Here is a 16,398-nt window from a genome sequence, read left to right on the forward strand (position 1 = left end):
CGGTCCGGTCGCACCCGTGACGCGCCGGATCGGGTCGACTTGACTTCCGCATCCGCCGGAGTAGTGTCGTCCGCCGTGACTCATGAGGCGACCACGCCGCCGGCCGAGCTGAAATCCCCGAAGCACTGGATCATCGGGGACCCGCTTCCGACCGAGAAGCTCGAAGGCCAGCTGCTCCCCAAGAAGCTCGCCCTCCCCATCTTCGCGAGCGACCCGCTCTCCTCCGTGGCGTACGCGCCGCAGGAGCTGGTCATGATCCTCCTCGTCGGCGGGCTCGCCTTCCTCAGCTTCGCACCGTGGGTCGCGCTCGCGGTCGTCGTCCTGCTCGTGACCGTGGTGATGAGCTACCGCCAGCTCATCCGCGCCTACCCCTCCGGCGGCGGCGACTACGAGGTGGCGCACCGCAACCTCGGCGAGAAGGCCGGGCTCGTCGTCGCGTCGGCCCTGCTCGTCGACTACGTCATGACCGTCGTCGTCTCGGTCGCGTCGGGAGTGGACAACATCATCTCGGCGCTGCCCGAACTGGCGCCGTTCCGCGTCGAGCTCGCGGTCGTGTTCGTCATCATCCTCGCGGCGGTGAACCTGCGAGGCGTCAGCGAGTCCTCGAAGGCCTTCGCGGTGCCGACCTACCTCTTCATCGGCAGCGTCTTCGTGATGATCGTGGTCGGCCTCGTTCGCACCGCGCTCGGCGACGCGCCGGTCGCCGAGTCGGCGCAGTACGCCGTCGAGGCCGAGGAGCTCACGCAAGTCGCCGTCATCCTGCTCCTGCTGCGCTCCTTCGCGAGCGGATGCTCGGCGCTCACGGGCGTCGAGGCCATCTCGAACGGCGTGCCCGCCTTCCGCGCGCCGAAGATCCGCAACGCCCAGCGCACGCTCGTGGCGATGGGGGCCATCGCGATCACGCTCTTCGCGGGCCTCACCGCGCTCGCGCTCATCTCGAACGTGCACTACGCCGAGGACCCGTGCCACCTCATCGGCTGGGAGGCCTGTGCGACCGAGCCGCAGCTGAGCCTCATGGCGCAGGTCGCCGCGGCGACGTTCGGCGGGGACAGCGTGTTCTTCTACGTGATCCAGGCCGCGACCGCGCTGGTCCTGCTGCTCGCGGCCAACACCGCGTTCAACGGCTTCCCGCTCCTCGGCTCGGTGCTCGCGCGCGACAACTACGCGCCGAAGTCGCTCTCGACGCGCGGGGACCGCCTGATCTTCTCGAACGGCGTGCTCATCCTCTCCCTCGCCGCGACCGTGATCCTCGTGGTCTTCCAGGCGAACCTCACCGTGCTGATCCAGCTCTACATCATCGGCGTGTTCGTCTCGTTCACGCTCGGCCAGACGGGGATGGTGCGGCATTGGCTCCGCGAGCTGTCGCGCCTGCGTCATCCGTCGGGATCGAAGCGCCCGGGCGGGCGCGCCGCAATGGATGCCGAGACCGGAGCGAAGCCGCTGAGCGCCGGCGCGATGCGCCGCGCGCTCGTGATCAACGCCGTCGGGGCCGTCATGACCGCGGTCGTGCTGGTCGTCGTGACCGTCACGAAGTTCACGCACGGCGCGTGGATCGTGTTCGTGCTCATGCCGATCCTCTTCCTGCTCATGATGGGCGTCCACCGCTACTACCGCGACGTCGAGAAGGAGATCGAGCCCGACGCGACGACGACGTTCGGTTCGGAGGGCGACCACGCGATCGTGCTCGTCGGGCGCATGCAGAAGCCCGTGCTCAAGGCGCTCGACTACGCGATCGCGGCCAAGCACGATTCGCTCGAGGCCGTGCACGTCTCGCTCGACGAGGCCCAGACCAAGCAGCTCAAGAAGGACTGGGTCAGGCAGAACATCCACGTCAAGCTGCGGATCCTCTCGTCGCCCTACCGCGACCTGAGCTACCCGCTCATCCAGTACATCAAGCAGCACCGCGAGGAGCACGGCTCCGAGGTCATCACGGTGTACCTGCCCCAGTACATCGTCGGGCACTGGTGGGAGAGCCTGCTGCACAACCACAAGGCCCGGCGCATCCGCCAGAAGCTCATGCTCGTGCACGGCGTGACCGTCTCGCTCGTGCCGTGGCTGCTCGACTCGAGCGACCTCGTCTACGGCCGGCGGTCGCGACCGCTGCCCGGCCAGGACCGTCGCGGCGAACCGGTGCGCCCGGTACCGCGGCGGCCGCACCAGGACGCCGTGGGCGCGCGCCGGCGCTGACGCGGACGGCCCGGCGCCGGGCGGCCCGGTCGACGGAGCGCGCTCAGATCATCGCCATGATCTGGCGCGCGATCATCCGACCGGCGCGACTCGCCCCGATCGTGGAGGCCTGCGGTCCGTAGCCCGCGAGGAAGACCCGCGGGTCCTGCCACGCCGCACCCTGCCCGACCGCGATGCCGCCGGCCTTCTCGCGCAGTCGCAACGGGGCGAGATGCCGCAGCTCGGGCCGGAAGCCGGTCGCCCAGATGATCGCGTCGGCGCGAGCGGACGAGCCGTCGTTCCAGACGACGCGGTCGGCCTCGATGCGGTCGAACATCGGCCGCGCGTGGAGCAGCCCGCGCTCGATGCCGGCCGCGATGCGACGGCTCTTCGGCACGCCGGTGCCGCTCACGATCGAGGGCAGCGCGCGGCCGGCGCGCGCCGCCTCGTCCTGCCGCGACACCGCGGCCGAGGCGCCCTCGAGGTCGAGCTCCTGCCGGTCGAGCCAGTCGATCGGACGGCGCGAGACCCAGGTGAGGCCCGCCGCGACGGGCTCGAGCTCGAGCATGAACCCGATGGCCGACGTGCCGCCGCCCACGACGACGACGTGCTGGTCGCGGAAGTCCTCGGCGGAGACGAAGTCGGAGGTGTGCAGGTGGCGCCCGCGGAACTCGCTCATCCCGGGGTAGTACGGCACGAACGGCGAGCCCCACGTGCCGGTGGCGTTCACGAGGAACTGGGTGCGCAGCTCGCCGCGCGGCGCCGAGGGCGTCTCGGGCTCCTGGAAGGTCCGCCGCCGACGCGCGAAGAACCCGCGGGTCCGCAGCTCCTCGATCGGCTGCGGGCTGAGGTCCTCGTACTCGATGCGCAGGTCGACGCCGTCGTTCGAGACGCGCCGCACGTTGACGGGTCGGCGCACCCGCAGGTCGTAGTGCTCCTCGAACCGCCCGTAGTAGTCGGCGACGACCTCCTTGGCGGGAAGCGCGCGCTCGGCGGTCTCGAAGCTGAGGCCGAGCTCCCCCATGCCCGGCAGGTCGTTCACGCGATGCGCCGTGCCGAGGCGCAGCGACGACCAACGATGCTGCCACGCGCCACCCGGTCCGGGGGCGCGGTCGAGCATGACGAAGTCCTCGTCGGCGACGAGTTCGAAGCGCCGCAGGTAATAGGCGACGGACAGCCCCGCCTGTCCGGCGCCGATCACCGCGACCTTCACGCGGTCGGGGATCGGATCCACCCGTCTATCCCACCATGTCCGGAGGGGTCGCGTCGGCCGATCTGCGCCCTCCACAGCGCCTGCGCGGCAGCAGAGTCGAACCCATGGCGGTGGTAAACTACCAGCCGGGATTGTTCATATCAGAAAGAGCCGGGTGACGACCATCCCACCCGGCCAGACGTCGTAAGGGGGTCACGCATGGGGCGCGGCCGTCAGAAAGCCAAGCACACCAAGGTCGCGCGGGAGCTGAAGTACTTCAGCCCCGCGACCGACTACAGCGCGCTCGAGCGCGAGCTCACGGCTTCGCACCACGACCACGACGACGAGATGTCGAAGTGGGCCGAGTACGCCGACGACGAGTCCTACGTGCCCGACGACGGCAGCCACCGCTCCTGAGGCCCCCGGGCTCCGCGGCGAACCCCGAACGCGCCGCGATCAGCCCATCGACGCCGCCACGGCCAGCGCGTCCGCGCGCGCCGAGGTCGGCCAGAGCGCATCGCCCTTGTGGATGCGCAGGCTGACGATGCCGTGCAGCGCCGCCCAGGCGCGCATGGCGGTCGTCGTGGCATCCGCTTCGGAGCTGCCGTGCGCCTGCCGCAGGGCCGCGACCGCGGCGTCGATCACGATCCACCCCGGCTCGCTCGGCCCGACCGGGTTGCCGAGCCGATCGGCGCTCTCGAAGAGCAACTGGTACGCGCCGGGATTCGCGAGCCCCCACTCGACGTAGCCCGTGGCGATGTCGGCGAGCGAGACGGAGGGCACCGCCCCGCCGTCCGCCGCCTCGAGCCCGAGCACGGCCGCCACGAGCCGCCGGCTCTGCAGCTGCACGACGGCGGCGATGAGCTCCTGGGCCGACGCGAAGTGCAGGTAGACCGCGGATGGCGAGACGCCGGCGAGGCGGGCGACCTCGCGCAGCGACAGCGGGGGCGCCGACCGGGGCTCGACGAGCAGTGACTCGGCGGCCTCCAGCAGCGCGGTGCGCAGGTGCTCGCCTTCGCCGCGCGCCGAGCGCGGGCGTCGGGTCTCGCCGGGAAGTGCCATGGAACTCCTTGACTCGCGTCGCGGCTTGCTGTACACCTGTCAACATAGCAAAGTGCACAGGTGTTCACCTAGGAGGATCGCCATGACCCATGCCCCTCGACTCGCCCTCGTGACCGGCGCCAGCTCCGGACTCGGCGAGCTCATCGCCGAGCGGCTCGCCGAGCGCGGCGCCGACCTCGTGCTCGTCGCCCGCCGGCGCGACCGGCTCGACGCGCTCGCCGCCCGGCTGGCGGAGCGTCACGGCACGCGCAGCACGGTCATCGAGGCCGACCTCGCCCGGCCCGGTGCCGCCGCCGAGGTCTGGTCGCGACTCGAGGGCGCGACCCCCGACACGCTCGTGAACGCGGCGGGCTTCGCCACGCACGGCGCGTTCGCCGCGGAGCACCCCGACCGGATCCGCGACGAGGTCACGGTCAACGTGACCGCCCTGGTCGAGCTCACGCGCGCGGCGCTGCCGGCGATGCTCGCCGACGGCCACGGGGCGATCGTGAACATCGCGAGCACCGCGTCGTTCCAGCCCGTGCCCGGGATGGCGGTCTACGCCGCCACGAAGACGTTCGTGCGCGAGCTCACCGAGGCGATCGCCCACGAGGTGCGCGGCTCGGGCGTGAAGGTCATCGCGCTCTGCCCCGGTGCGACCCGGACCGAGTTCTTCGACGTGGTCGGCAATCCTGAGGCGGCTGTCGGCACGCCCGCCGAGCCCGCCGAGGTCGTCGATGCGCTGCTGCGCGCGCTCGACCGCGACCGCACGCCGAGCGTGCTGGTCACGGGGTTCGCGAACCGCCTCGGGGCCGCGCTCGCCCGGCTCGCGCCCAACCGGCTGCTCATGCCGATCGCGGCCCGGGCCGTCAGCTACGAGCCCGGATCGGCGACGGCGACGGCGCTGGCCGGTCGCCGCTGACCTCCGACCCGCGCACCATCCGCCGCAGGCCGAGTCCGGTCAGCAGCGCGACCGTGGCCGCCATCAGCACGCCGCCGACCGCGAACGACGCGAACACGAGCCACACCGGACTCGACTCGTCGATGAAGGGCGACGGCAGGAACGTGAACACGATGCCGACCAGCCACGCGCCCATGTTGAGCGGCACCCAGCGCCAAGCCCGCGGCACGCGCGCCTGCGCGAGCACGGGCCACTGCAGGAGCGGGATCGTCGCGAGCAGCGCGAGTCCGGCGCACGCTGCGACCGCCCAGGCCGCCGGCGAGGCCCAGTCGATCTCGACGCCCAGGTCGGCGAACGTCGGCAGGAGCATCCCGATCGACCAGGCGGCGGATGCCGCGACGGCCGTCGCGGCGACCCAGCGACCCACGGGCACCTCAGCGGCGGACCCGCGCAGGCCGAGCGACTGGCCGAGGCCGAGCAGGGCTCCCTCCCCCGCGCCGAAGATCACCAGCAGCGCCCACGTCGCCCACGCCTCGAGGCCGAGCGTCGCGGCGAGCGCGAACCCCGTCACCGGCACGAGGAAGCCGAGACTCTCGCCGAGCACGGTGAAACCGACCCAGCGCCCGAGGCGCGGCGCCTCCCTCGCCTGGTCCATCACCCCACCGTACGGTCGATCACCGAGGCGCGGCGGAGTCCAACGTCCCGTCCCGAGACTCCCGGGCCGCTTCCTCAGAGTGCCGCGCCGCGCGGCGAGAGCGAGCTCCAGGCGAGCAGGGCGAGCACCACTCGCGCGGCACCCAGGACCCACGGGATCGGCAGGTCGAACCCGATCCAGAACACCGCCTCGGCCGGCAGGAGCGCGAGGTTGAGGACGGCGCCGGCGCGGAACCCCTGCCAGAGGAGCCAGCCGGAGAAGGCGACGGCCGCGGCGACGAGGAGGAATCCCATGAGCAGCGCCGCGAACGCCCCGGGCTCGTAGCGAGCCGACCACCGGCCGCCGTACATCTCGAACATCCCGAAGAAGGTCGGCAGCCGCCCGGCAGTCCGCAAGTGGTACACGGCGATCGGAATGGTGGGGAGCCCGAAACCAGCAGCGTAGGCCCACGTGACGATCGCGTCGACTCGCGCCAGGTTCATGCCGCCCCGATTCCATCGCCCCTCGGCGTACGGGGGATGCTACTCCTCGGCGGGTGCGGCCGCGGCGCGCCAGCGTGCGGCCTCGTCGGCGAACCGCTCGAGCTCGGCGAGGGTTCCCTCGACCGTGATCGCGCGGAGCACGACCTCGTCGACGACGTCGTAGGCGGCGAGCGTCGCACCGCGGTCGATCGTCGCGTCGATCGGGCTCACGCCGAGGCGCGCGAAGTTCGCCGCGTACGACGAGTAGGAGCCGTACCGGTCGGCCTCGCGCTGCAGCGCCGCGCGGGCGGCGCCGTCGACGATCGTGCGCACGTAGAGCACGCCGCGCACCGACCCGGCGCGATCGCCGGCGTCGCGGTGCAGGTCCTCCATCGCATGCTGCGCGGCCGTCGGCGTGAGCCAGTTGAGCAGGACCGCGTCGGCCTTGCGAGCGGCGAGCCGGCGCATCCGCGGACCGAGCGCCCCCACCGCGAGCGCGGCGGTCGTGCGGGCGCGCAGGTCGGCGAGTCCGGCGGAGACGAGCTCGAGCGGATGGCGCGCCCCGCCCGACCCGATGCCGATCGTCGTGCGCCCGGCGGGCAGCCCGGAGAGGTCGAGCTTCTCGACGGGGCGCCGGTCGAGCGGGATCACCCCGGTCGCGAGCCCGAGGCGATCGGTGACCTCGGCGACCACCCGCAGGCCCGCAAGGGAGTCGCCGCCGGGCACGTCGTTCAGCCAGAGGCGGTCGAACCCGAGTCGCTCGAGGCGCGGTGCGAGGGCGCGGAGGGTCGCGTGGTCGGTCGTGCCGGGCAGTCCGATCGAGAGCGCGGCGCGCATGGTCAGCTCGCGTAGGACCCGACGAGGCGCACGGCGCCGCCGTCGACGCCCTTCGCGCCCTGCTCGAAGCCGGTGAGGTCGCGCTCGGCGGTCGAGACGGTGCCGACCTGCCACGCAGGCAGGCCGAGCGCGCCGAGCTCGGCGACGACGGAGGCCGCCGACGCGGGGTCGACCACGGCGAAGAAGCCGATGCCGAGGTTCCAGGTGCCCTCCGTCGACTCGATCGTCGTGCCGGCGAGGTCGTTGAGCACGCGGAACACGGGCTGCGGCGACCACGTGGCGCGGTCGACCTCGACCCACGAGCCGCGCGGCAGCACGCGCGCGAGGTTGGCGGCGATCCCGCCGCCCGTGACGTGGGAGAGCGAGTGCACGGCGCCGCCGAGCGTCTCGTGGCCGAGGAGCTGCACGAGCGGGCCCGAGTAGAGGCGCGTCGGCTCGAGGAGCGCCTCGCCCCACGTCGTGCCGAGGTCGGCCGCGGCATCCGTGTACCGCAGGTTCGCGTTCGACAGGATGTGCCGCACGAGCGAGAACCCGTTGGAGTGCAGGCCGCTCGACTCGATCGCGATGACGACATCGCCGTCGACGACCCGCTCGGCGCCGAGCGCTCGGTCGGCCTCGACGACGCCGACGGCGGCGCCCGCGACGTCGTAGTCGTCGACGCCCATGAGCCCCGGGTGCTCGGCGGTCTCGCCGCCGACGAGGGCCGTTCCGGTCTCGGCGCACGCGCGCGCGATGCCCGTGACGATCGCCGCGATGCGCGCGGGCACGACCTTGCCGCACGCGATGTAGTCGGTCATGAAGAGCGGCGTCGCGCCGACCACGACGATGTCGTCGACGACCATGCCGACCAGGTCCTGGCCGATCGTGTCGTGCACGTCGAGCGCCTGCGCGATCGCGATCTTGGTGCCGACGCCGTCGGTCGAGGTCGCGAGGAGCGGGCGGCGGTAGTCCTTCGCGAACGAGAGGTCGTAGAGGCCCGCGAACCCGCCGACCCCGCCGAGCACGTTGGGCCCGTGCGTCTTGGCGACCGCATCCTTCATGAGTTCGACGGCGAGGTCGCCGGCGGCGGTGTCGACTCCGGCCGCGGCGTAGGACGAGTTCGCGCTCACCCGACAAGGGTACCGGTGCGGGCGCGCGCCTCCGGGCCCGGTGACGGAGGGCGGCGATAGAATCCGACCATGCACGCGGGGGGCACGCCGTCGTGGGTGATTCGCGAGAACGCGAGCACCGCGGTGCTGCTCGCCCTCTACCTGCGCGAGGTGCTCGGCATCGCGTCGCCCACCGAACTCCCGCGACTGCGGGATGTGGGGCGCGTCGGCCCCGATGGCCCGCGCGACGTCGACGCGCACGACGCGCTCGAGAAGCAGTGGCGCGAGTGGTGGGCCATGACGGTCGAGCCCGAGACGCACCCGTCCTCCGTTCCGCTCGAGCTCGTCGACGAGTACGGCACCGCGGTCGCGCTGCCGGTCTCGGGTGCCGAGGCGCTCGCCGCCGCCATCCGGCCGCACGCCGAGGCGGCACTGGCCTGGGCCGAGTGGGCGCACGAGCGGTACCGCAGCGCGTCCGCCGCGAGGTCGGGCGACAGCTACCGCGCGTACGCGGGCAGCATCGCCGAGCACGAGCGCGAGGTCGGGCGGCGGGCGCACTCGTTCGAACTCAACGTCGAGGTGCTGCCGCTCGCCGCGTCGGGCGTCTGGTGGATCGGCGCGAAGACGGTCGCGGTGACCGACTCGCTGCGGGCGGATGCCGCGGCCTTCGACGATGCGATCCATCCGATCATCGCCGAGCTCGCCTGAGGGCGCGTGGCAGACTCGACCGCATGAGCATCTGGTTCGGCGAGCCCTCCCTCGAGTGGGCGAACTCCCGCAGCGAGCACGCGATGATCCGCACCCTCGGCATCGAGATGACCGAGCTGACGGATGACTCGCTGAAGGGCCGGATGCCCGTCGACCACCGCACCCGCCAGCCCGCCGGGGTGCTCCACGGCGGTGCCTCGGTCGCGCTCGCCGAGACGCTCGCGAGCTGGGGCGCCTCGTTCACGGTCGACCCCGAGCAGTTCTACTGCGTGGGCATGGAGATCAACGCGAACCACGTGCGTCCGATCGCGGACGGATGGGTCTACGGCGAGGCGCGCCCGATCACGCGAGGCCGCACGACGCAGGTGTGGGACATCCGCATCACCGACGAACAGGGCCGCCTCGTGTGCGTCTCGCGCTGCACGATGGCCGTGCTCGCGACGCCCTCGCAGTACTGACCGCGTCCCCCGCCTCAGGCGGGCGAGGCCCAGTCGGACGGCACGACGAAGCACCACTCGGCGAGCACCGTGAACGCCGCCGCCTGCAGCCGCCCCTGGTCGAGGCGGCGCCCGGGATCGAGGTCGACCACGATCACGCGATGCTCCGCGAGGTGGCCGTAGCGGCGCGGGTCGACCGCGAACCGGGGATTGCGCGCGCCGTACTCGGAGAACGCCGCTTCGACCTCATCGCGATGGTGCTCGAGGAGCTCGGCGGGCGAGAGTGCGGCCTCGACGCGTGGCGACATGCGCGCGGCGCCGATGCGGGAGCGCTCCACGCGTTCGGCGGGGGTCGTCGCGTGCTCCCCGGCCCGGCGACGCAGCTCGTGCCTGGTGCTCGCCAGGGCCAGCCGCTGGGCGGACTCGTCGAGCCCCTCGTCGAGCAGGCGCTCGCGCCACCCGGATCGCGAGCGGAATCGCATGTCCGGCGATCGAACCGGTGCCGGTGGAGGAGGAGTCAGCCTCGGCCGGGAGCCGGCGGATATCGTGGACGCGTGAAGCCGTTCGTCCTCCTCGCCACGCGGGCCGAGGACGTGCCCGCCGACGAGGAGTACGCGCTGTTCCTCCGCGGCACGGGCCTCGACGAGCGCGACCTCATCCGGATCCGGCTCGAGGCCGGACCCATGCCGGCGCTCGACCTCGACGCGCTGTCGGGCATCTTCGTCGGCGGCGGGCCGTTCAACGCCTCCGATCCACCCGAGCGGAAGTCGGCGGTGCAGCACCGGGTCGAGGCCGAGTTCGCGACCCTGCTCGACGAGGTGGTGGCGCGGGACTTCCCGTTCCTCGGCGCCTGCTACGGGGTCGGCACGGTCGGCGCCCACCAGGGCGCGGTGATCGACCGCACGTACGGCGAGCCCATCAGCGTCGTGCCCGTGACCCTGACCGACGACGGCGCGGCCGACCCGCTGCTCGCCGGGCTGCCGCGCACGTTCAACGCCTTCGTCGGCCACAAGGAGGCGATCAGCGGACTGCCGGGCTCGGCGACGCTCCTCGGCTCGTCACCCGGATGCCCCGTGCAGGCCTTCCGCGTCGGCTCGAACGTGTATGCCACGCAGTTCCATCCGGAGCTCGACCTCGAGGGCATCATCGTGCGCATCCACGCGTACGCGTCGCACGGCTACTTCGCGCCCGACGAGCTCGAGCTCACCCTCGCCGCGGTGCGCCGGGCCACGGTCTCGGAGCCGAGCCGGATGCTGCGCAGCTTCGTCGAGCTCCACGCGCGGTAGTCACCTGGCGCCGATCCGCACGGCGGGTCAGGCGATCGTCCCCACCGGCGCCCAGCCCAGCCGACGCTGCACCGCCGTGAGTCCCCGCGACGGAACCCCGGCATCGCCGACGCCGAAGATCTCGACCGCGAGCTCGACGAGGCCGCGAGCGCATGGCTCGACCGGGCTCGCGAGCAGCGCCTCGATCCGCGCCGCGACCGACGGATACGCCGAGTCGAATCGTCGCGTCGGGTCGAGCGAGTCGAGCCGGGCGCCGTGCTCGGGCGCCACGCGCGCAGCCACCGCCCGGGTGAGCGCCTCGACCGCGGCACCGCGCACGAGCGTGCTCGCGCTCAGTCGTTCGCCGCGCCGCGCACGGCCCACGCCGATGAGCGCCAGTGCGAGCACCAGTCCGAGGTCCCGGTCGGGGTCCGGCGGCACGGGAGCGGGTCTCGCCGCGAGCGTCGCCATCGTCTCGGCGACGCCGCCGCGATCGATGCGGACGTCGTACGCGTTCGCCGCCCACCCCTCGAGCTCGCCGAGGCTCGCGACGCCGTACTCCACGACGTGGCCGTCGTCGTAGACGACCTTCCCACCGCCGTGGTGCTCGCGCACCTCGACGGCGATCCGCTCCGGGTCCGGGAGCCAGGTCGCGGCCGGCCGAAACTCGTCCTGGCGGCCGTCGCGCGCGATGAGCGCGAGATCGTGGTCGGACCACTCGTCCACGCGATCGCGTTCGGCCGTCGATCCCATGCCCACGAGCCCGACGACCCCGTCGCGCTCGGCGACCGCCGACTCGGCCCGCGTGAGGAAGTCCTCGAACGCGGCGCGCTGGTCACTCATGCTCGCGCCTCGAACACGCCGCGGAGGGTCGGCCAGGCGGCGGCGCGCACGAAGACCGGGATGCGGTCGATCGGCACGTCGGCGCGCACGATCGCGTCGCCCGCGACCGGCTCGCCCGTCCACGCGTCGGCCCACTCGCCCGGCGGGAGCGCCGTCTCGTGCTCGGTCTCGCCCTCGGTCACGACCGGGGAGACGAAGAGGTCCCGACCCAGGAACCACTGCAGCGGGTGAGTCCACGCGGTCTCGAGCGACGGGTGGTCGAAGTACACCGGCCGCATGAGCGGCGCCGACGTGCGGACGCTCTCCGCGGCCTCGGCCGCGAGGTACGGCACGAGCCGCTCGCGCAGGTGCGCGAACGCCCGGAACACCGGGAGCACGCGGTCGTCGCCGGTCTGCTCGGCGAGGTTCCACGGCGTGCGGTCGCGCGACGGCCTCCGGTGGTGGTTGAACTCCGAGTGGTACTGCATGATCGGCACGAACGTCGACGCGGCCGTCGCGCGCAGGTACAGCTCGGCGCTCGGCAGGTCGCCCGAGAACCCCGCGAGGTCCCAGCCCCAGTAGAGGATGCCGCTCGCCGCCGCCGAGAGCCCGGCGAACATCGACCAGCGGAACGCGTCCCACGTCGAGTTCTCGTCGCCGGCCCAGAAGGCGCCATGCGCCTGCGATCCGGTGAAGCCGGCCCGGCTGAAGGTCACGGGCGCCTTGCCCGCCGAACGCAGCAGGTCGCCGTACGCCTTCGCGTACGCCACGGGGAAGCGGTTGTTGCCCTCGCCACCCCGCGTGCCGTCGAGGTACGCGAGCTCGCGACCCCAGGCGTGCTCGCCGCCGTCGGTCTTGAACCCGTCGATGCCGACCTCCTCGACGAGGTAGCGGCGCTTCTCGGTCCACCAGCGGGCCGCGCGCTCGTCGGTGAGGTCGGGCATCGTCGAGAGCGGGAACCACCAGCCGCGGTTGCGGTACGGACGCAGCCCGCCGCGCGCGTCGGGCTCGCGGATCAGCACACCCTCGCGTGCCGCGGCGAGCGCGTCGGCGCGCGCCTGACCGGTCGGGTGCGGACGCGCCTTCAGCAGCGGGATCTGCCAGAGGTGCACACGGATGTCGCGATCGTGCAGCTCGTCGACCATGCCCTTCGGGTCGGGCCACGCGCCATCCGCCGGGAAGTCGAAGTCGGCGAGCCGATGCGGCGCGCCGTCCTCGCTCACCTCGTAGCGCGCGTCGCGGAACGCGGTGAACGTGCGCTCGTCGCTCCACGCCTCGATCACGACCGAGCCGACGGGCACGTCGTGGTCGCGGTGCAGGTCCATCTGCCGCATGACCTCGGCCTGCGTGTTCCACTCGTTGCCGCTCGCCCAGAGCCGGAACACCCAGTCCGGCAGCTCCTCGGGGCGGCCGACCTCGGCGAGGAACGCGTCGAGCACCGCGGTCGGCGTGCCGTCGTAGCACGCGACCGTCACCGCGGGCTCGCCGGCCGCGGCATCCGTCTCGACCTCGACCACGATGCGGTCGGGCGAGCTCGCACCGACGTCGAACCACACGCGGCGCGACGTGCGCACGTGGAAGCCCCAGCCCTCGCCGCCCACGACGTGCGCGAACGGCATGGGCAGGTACGTCTTGCGTTCGGCGCCCTGGGACTTGTACTGCTCGAAGACGACCGAGTCGAGCTCGGTGCCGCGGTGGTCGAGCCGGTCGAAGCGCTCGCCGAACCCCGTGACGTGCTCGCCCGCGACGAGCGGGAGCGCGAAGCGCACGCGGCGCACGCGCGTGCCGTCGGTCAGCACCTGCACGCTGCCCGGGACGACCCGGCGCGCACCGTCGGTCGCGACCACGTCGTCGGATGCATCGGCCCATCCCGAGACGACCGCCTCGAATGCGCGCGTGCGCTGCAGGTCACCCCCGGCTGTGCGGCCCTCGAAGCGGTAGCGGATGGCGCTGCCCGCCTCCGGCGCCGGGACCTCCACGGCCCAGCCGCCCGCCCTCCGCGCGAGGCGCGCCTGCGCCGACGCGAGATGGCCGCCGTCGATGGTCTGCCCGCGCGAGGTGCTCGCGACCCGGGCGAGCGGATGCCGCTCCGTGCGGAGCGCGCCCGCGGCATCCGTGATCTCGACCTCGACCTGGACCGCCTCGACCTCGGGCGTCGCGCGGACGCCGAGCCGGAGCGGCTCGCCGGCGACGGGGTCGAGCGGCCAGCGCTGCTCGGTGTCGACCGAGTACGGGTGCCCGGAACCGAGCGGGCGGTGGCGGATCATCGGGCGGACTCCTCGGATGCGGCGCGGTCGGATGCAGTGCGGTCGGATGCGGTGCCGTCGAGTTCGACGGCGAGTCGGATGAACATGGCATGGCTCCAGAGCAGCGGGTCGGCCGACGGCCCCCAACGCTCGACCCACTCGTCGACGCGCGTCGGATCGAGCAGGTGACGCTCGACCTGCTCGGGCATCGAGCCGTCGGGCCCGGCGGTGGATGCGGCCCACTCGAGGAGCTCGAGCGCGCGTTCGCGTTCACCGGCGCGCGCGTGAGCGAGCCCCAGGAAGCAGGACAGCAACGGCCACTGGCCGCCGCCGAAGTAGGTGTCGCCGAGGTACCGGTGCACGCCGCCGTCGACCGCGAGGTCGCGCTCGATCGCGGCGATGGTCCCCCGGCCGAGCGGGGAGCCGGCCGGCACGACGTCCATGAGGCCGACGATCGCCGCGAGGCTCGCGTCCACCGCGGACGAGCCCACCCACTTGGCGAGGTGGCCATCGGTCGCGCCGCGCGCGAGCACGAACGCGACGATCTCGTCGGCCGTCGCCGCGGCGAGCGCCGCGCGTTCGTCGTCGAGCACCCCGAGACCGGCGGCGGCGCGCAGGCCCCCGGCGAGGCATCCGAGGCTCGAGACGTGCACGTGCTCGGCGTGCTCCTCCCACCAGTCGAAGCAGGGGCGGCTCCACGACGACGCGAGGTAGTCGACGCTGAGTGCGACGGCGCCGGCCCAGCGTGCGGGGTCGGTGCCGTGCCGGCGCACGTGCTCGCCGACCGCCCAGACCCACGTGCCGTAGCCGTCGAGCTGGAAGTCCCACCACTCGTCGTCTCCCGCGCGGCCGTCGAACGTGAAGCGCGTCGGCAGCATCGCCGAGTCGGGTACGGGCGCGCCCGCACGGGCTGCCGCGACGATCGCCTCGATGTCGGCGCGTCGCGCCTCGAGCACGCGCGCACACCAGTCGAAGAACCGCTCCGCCGAGTCGGCACGGCCGGCGCTCGACATCCCGTCGGCGATGAACGCGCCGTCGCGGAACCAGCTGTAGCCGGCGTACGCCGAGAACGTGGGGCTCGCGGGATAGGCGCCGCAGTCGTCCTGGAGCGAGGCGATGAGGTCGGCGCTCGAGGCCGCGAGCGCCGCGATCTCATGCCGGGCGGTGAGGGGAAGGGTCATCGTGCTGCTGCCTTCGTGGTGGTGGGATGGGCCGGGGCCGGGCGCGTTCGTGCGCACGGCCCCGGCGGGTGGGGGCGGGTCAGCCGCCGATCGCGGCGTTGATGCGCTGCTCGGCGGAGTCGAGCGCCTCCTGCACGGTCTTGCGGCCGGACTGCGCCTCGACGAGCTCCTCGGTCATGATGTCCTGCATCTCCTGCTGGCCCTCGGCGACGACCGGCGGCAGCGCGACCTGGTCGAGCGAGTCGAACACGGCCTGGCGGTTCTCGGGGTTCCCGAGCGTGAGGTAGCTCTCGAGCGCGGCCTCGTCGGAGGTGGCGGGCAGCTCCCAGCCGGCGTCGAGGCGGGTCTGCACCATCACGTCGCTCGAGGTGAGGAACTCGGCGAACTTCGCGGCGGCCTCCTGGTGCTCCGAACCGGCCGAGACGCCGACCGCGTTCGAGAACAGCGCGCTCGCCTGCTGGGTGTTGCCCGGCTCGACCGCGATGTCCCAGCCGAACGGGACATCGGCGAAGGCGCCGAACATCCAGATGCCGGTGTGCAGCATCGCGAGCTTGCCATCGGTGAAGAGCTTCGTGTCGAAGTCGGGCGTGCCCTGGCCGTCCTCGATGGTCGGCATGACCGTGCCGCTCTTGCCGACGAGCCACTCGGCGGCCTCGACGCCCTCGGGCGTGTTGAACGCGACCTCGGTGCCGTCCTCGTTCAGGAAGGATCCGCCGTTCTGCGCGAGCACCTTGTAGAACTCGTAGAAGCTCACGGGCTGGTGGTCGCCCCACACGCCCGCGCCCTGGTCGGTGAGCTGCTCGGCCGCGGCCTGTTCGTCGGCCCAGGTCCAGTCGGCGGTCGGGGTGTCGACGCCCGCCGCCTCGAAGAGGTCGCGGTTGTAGAAGAGCACGACGGTCGAGAACGAGCTCGGCAGCGCGTACTGCGTGCCATCCGCCTGGTACGCCTCGAGGACGCTCTCGCGGTAGACCGACGGGTCGGCGACGTCGAGTTCGGCGAGCACGCCGTTCGCCTGGTACTGGGCGAAGTTGGCGTACTCGATGTCGAACACGTCGGAGACCGTGCCGGCGGCGAGGTCGGTCTGCAGCGCCGTGCCGTAGTCGGCGTAGGGCAGCGTCGTGACCTCGACCGTGATGTCGGGGTTCTCCTCCTCGAACGCGTCGACGATCTTCTGGAGGTTCTCCTCGTTGCCGCCGTTCGAGATGAAGTTCGTGTAGGTGATGGTGACGGGGCCGTCGGCCTCGCCGGCCGAGTCGCCCGCGGCGCAGCCGGTCAGGGCGAGGGCGGTGGCGGCGACGATGCCGACGCCGGCCAGTGCGGTGGTCCTCATGGTGCGTATCTCCTTCGATAGGGGTGAGGCAGGGGTTGGTGAGGGGGTGTTCGGGACTCGGACCGGGC

At 72.8% G+C, this 16,398-nt stretch carries 17 protein-coding genes; 6 read left to right on the forward strand and 11 right to left on the reverse strand.

Annotation, left to right across the window (positions count from 1 at the left end; all coding sequences use genetic code 11):
- The first annotated feature begins 75 nt into the window (after window positions 1–75).
- Window positions 76–2,187: an APC family permease gene (locus JOD46_RS17925; protein WP_307835090.1), complete on the forward strand. Its 2,112-nt coding sequence runs from the start codon at window positions 76–78 to the stop codon at window positions 2,185–2,187.
- Window positions 2,188–2,230: 43 nt separating this feature from the next.
- On the opposite strand, the gene JOD46_RS17930 is transcribed toward JOD46_RS17925, so the two are convergent.
- Window positions 2,231–3,400, reverse strand: a complete 1,170-nt coding sequence (locus JOD46_RS17930) for an FAD-dependent oxidoreductase (RefSeq protein WP_307835091.1) — start codon at window positions 3,398–3,400, stop codon at window positions 2,231–2,233.
- A gap of 177 nt (window positions 3,401–3,577) precedes the next feature.
- Between JOD46_RS17930 and JOD46_RS17935 the strand changes: the two genes are divergently transcribed.
- Window positions 3,578–3,775, forward strand: coding sequence for a DUF3073 domain-containing protein (locus JOD46_RS17935; protein ID WP_204395840.1), 198 nt, complete (start codon window positions 3,578–3,580; stop codon window positions 3,773–3,775).
- A gap of 39 nt (window positions 3,776–3,814) precedes the next feature.
- Here JOD46_RS17935 and JOD46_RS17940 read toward each other — a convergent pair whose 3' ends face one another.
- Window positions 3,815–4,420: a TetR/AcrR family transcriptional regulator gene (locus JOD46_RS17940; protein WP_204395841.1), complete on the reverse strand. Its 606-nt coding sequence runs from the start codon at window positions 4,418–4,420 to the stop codon at window positions 3,815–3,817.
- 82 nt (window positions 4,421–4,502) lie between these two features.
- Here JOD46_RS17940 and JOD46_RS17945 point away from each other — a divergent pair, with 82 nt between their 5' ends.
- Complete coding sequence (locus JOD46_RS17945) at window positions 4,503–5,321, forward strand: SDR family NAD(P)-dependent oxidoreductase (RefSeq protein ID WP_204395843.1); 819 nt, start codon at window positions 4,503–4,505, stop codon at window positions 5,319–5,321.
- Here JOD46_RS17945 and JOD46_RS17950 read toward each other — a convergent pair.
- The 4 genes from JOD46_RS17950 to purM all read right to left on the reverse strand — a co-directional run bounded on the left by JOD46_RS17950 (window position 5,269) and on the right by purM (window position 8,362).
- Window positions 5,269–5,955: a hypothetical protein gene (locus JOD46_RS17950; protein ID WP_204395845.1), complete on the reverse strand. Its 687-nt coding sequence runs from the start codon at window positions 5,953–5,955 to the stop codon at window positions 5,269–5,271. The two genes, JOD46_RS17945 and JOD46_RS17950, sit on opposite strands and share 53 nt — an antisense overlap.
- A gap of 74 nt (window positions 5,956–6,029) precedes the next feature.
- Window positions 6,030–6,437 (reverse strand): hypothetical protein, encoded by a 408-nt coding sequence (locus JOD46_RS17955; RefSeq protein WP_204395846.1) that lies wholly within the window; start codon window positions 6,435–6,437, stop codon window positions 6,030–6,032.
- Window positions 6,438–6,476: 39 nt separating this feature from the next.
- Window positions 6,477–7,253, reverse strand: coding sequence for an LLM class flavin-dependent oxidoreductase (locus JOD46_RS17960; RefSeq protein WP_204395847.1), 777 nt, complete (start codon window positions 7,251–7,253; stop codon window positions 6,477–6,479).
- Window positions 7,254–7,255: 2 nt separating this feature from the next.
- Window positions 7,256–8,362 (reverse strand): phosphoribosylformylglycinamidine cyclo-ligase, encoded by a 1,107-nt coding sequence (gene purM / locus JOD46_RS17965; RefSeq protein ID WP_204395849.1) that lies wholly within the window; start codon window positions 8,360–8,362, stop codon window positions 7,256–7,258.
- Between the two features lie 69 nt (window positions 8,363–8,431).
- Between purM and JOD46_RS17970 the strand changes: the two genes are divergently transcribed.
- The gene (locus JOD46_RS17970; RefSeq protein WP_204395850.1) at window positions 8,432–9,049 is read left to right on the forward strand and encodes a zinc-binding alcohol dehydrogenase; all 618 of its coding nucleotides are present in this window, start codon (window positions 8,432–8,434) and stop codon (window positions 9,047–9,049) included.
- Between the two features lie 23 nt (window positions 9,050–9,072).
- Window positions 9,073–9,507, forward strand: coding sequence for a hotdog fold thioesterase (locus JOD46_RS17975; RefSeq protein WP_204395852.1), 435 nt, complete (start codon window positions 9,073–9,075; stop codon window positions 9,505–9,507).
- A 14-nt stretch (window positions 9,508–9,521) separates the two neighbouring features.
- On the opposite strand, the gene JOD46_RS17980 is transcribed toward JOD46_RS17975, so the two are convergent.
- Window positions 9,522–9,968, reverse strand: coding sequence for a hypothetical protein (locus JOD46_RS17980; RefSeq protein ID WP_204395853.1), 447 nt, complete (start codon window positions 9,966–9,968; stop codon window positions 9,522–9,524).
- A gap of 72 nt (window positions 9,969–10,040) precedes the next feature.
- Here JOD46_RS17980 and JOD46_RS17985 point away from each other — a divergent pair, with 72 nt between their 5' ends.
- The gene (locus JOD46_RS17985) at window positions 10,041–10,772 is read left to right on the forward strand and encodes a glutamine amidotransferase (protein ID WP_204395854.1); all 732 of its coding nucleotides are present in this window, start codon (window positions 10,041–10,043) and stop codon (window positions 10,770–10,772) included.
- Window positions 10,773–10,799: 27 nt separating this feature from the next.
- On the opposite strand, the gene JOD46_RS17990 is transcribed toward JOD46_RS17985, so the two are convergent.
- The 4 genes from JOD46_RS17990 to JOD46_RS18005 all read right to left on the reverse strand — a co-directional run bounded on the left by JOD46_RS17990 (window position 10,800) and on the right by JOD46_RS18005 (window position 16,330).
- A complete protein-coding gene (locus JOD46_RS17990) occupies window positions 10,800–11,594 on the reverse strand; it encodes a hypothetical protein (RefSeq protein ID WP_204395856.1) in 795 nt (264 codons plus the stop codon).
- The gene (locus tag JOD46_RS17995) at window positions 11,591–13,840 is read right to left on the reverse strand and encodes a glycoside hydrolase family 31 protein (protein WP_204395857.1); all 2,250 of its coding nucleotides are present in this window, start codon (window positions 13,838–13,840) and stop codon (window positions 11,591–11,593) included. Before JOD46_RS17995 ends, JOD46_RS17990 begins: the two co-directional genes overlap by 4 nt.
- A complete protein-coding gene (locus JOD46_RS18000; RefSeq protein ID WP_204395858.1) occupies window positions 13,837–15,000 on the reverse strand; it encodes a glycoside hydrolase family 15 protein in 1,164 nt (387 codons plus the stop codon). The genes JOD46_RS17995 and JOD46_RS18000 overlap by 4 nt, the downstream gene beginning before the upstream one ends.
- Before the next feature lie 79 nt (window positions 15,001–15,079).
- Window positions 15,080–16,330 (reverse strand): ABC transporter substrate-binding protein, encoded by a 1,251-nt coding sequence (locus JOD46_RS18005; protein ID WP_204395859.1) that lies wholly within the window; start codon window positions 16,328–16,330, stop codon window positions 15,080–15,082.
- Window positions 16,331–16,398: the final 68 nt, after the last annotated feature.

Source organism: Agromyces aurantiacus (assembly GCF_016907355.1).
GTDB lineage: Bacteria > Actinomycetota > Actinomycetes > Actinomycetales > Microbacteriaceae > Agromyces > Agromyces aurantiacus.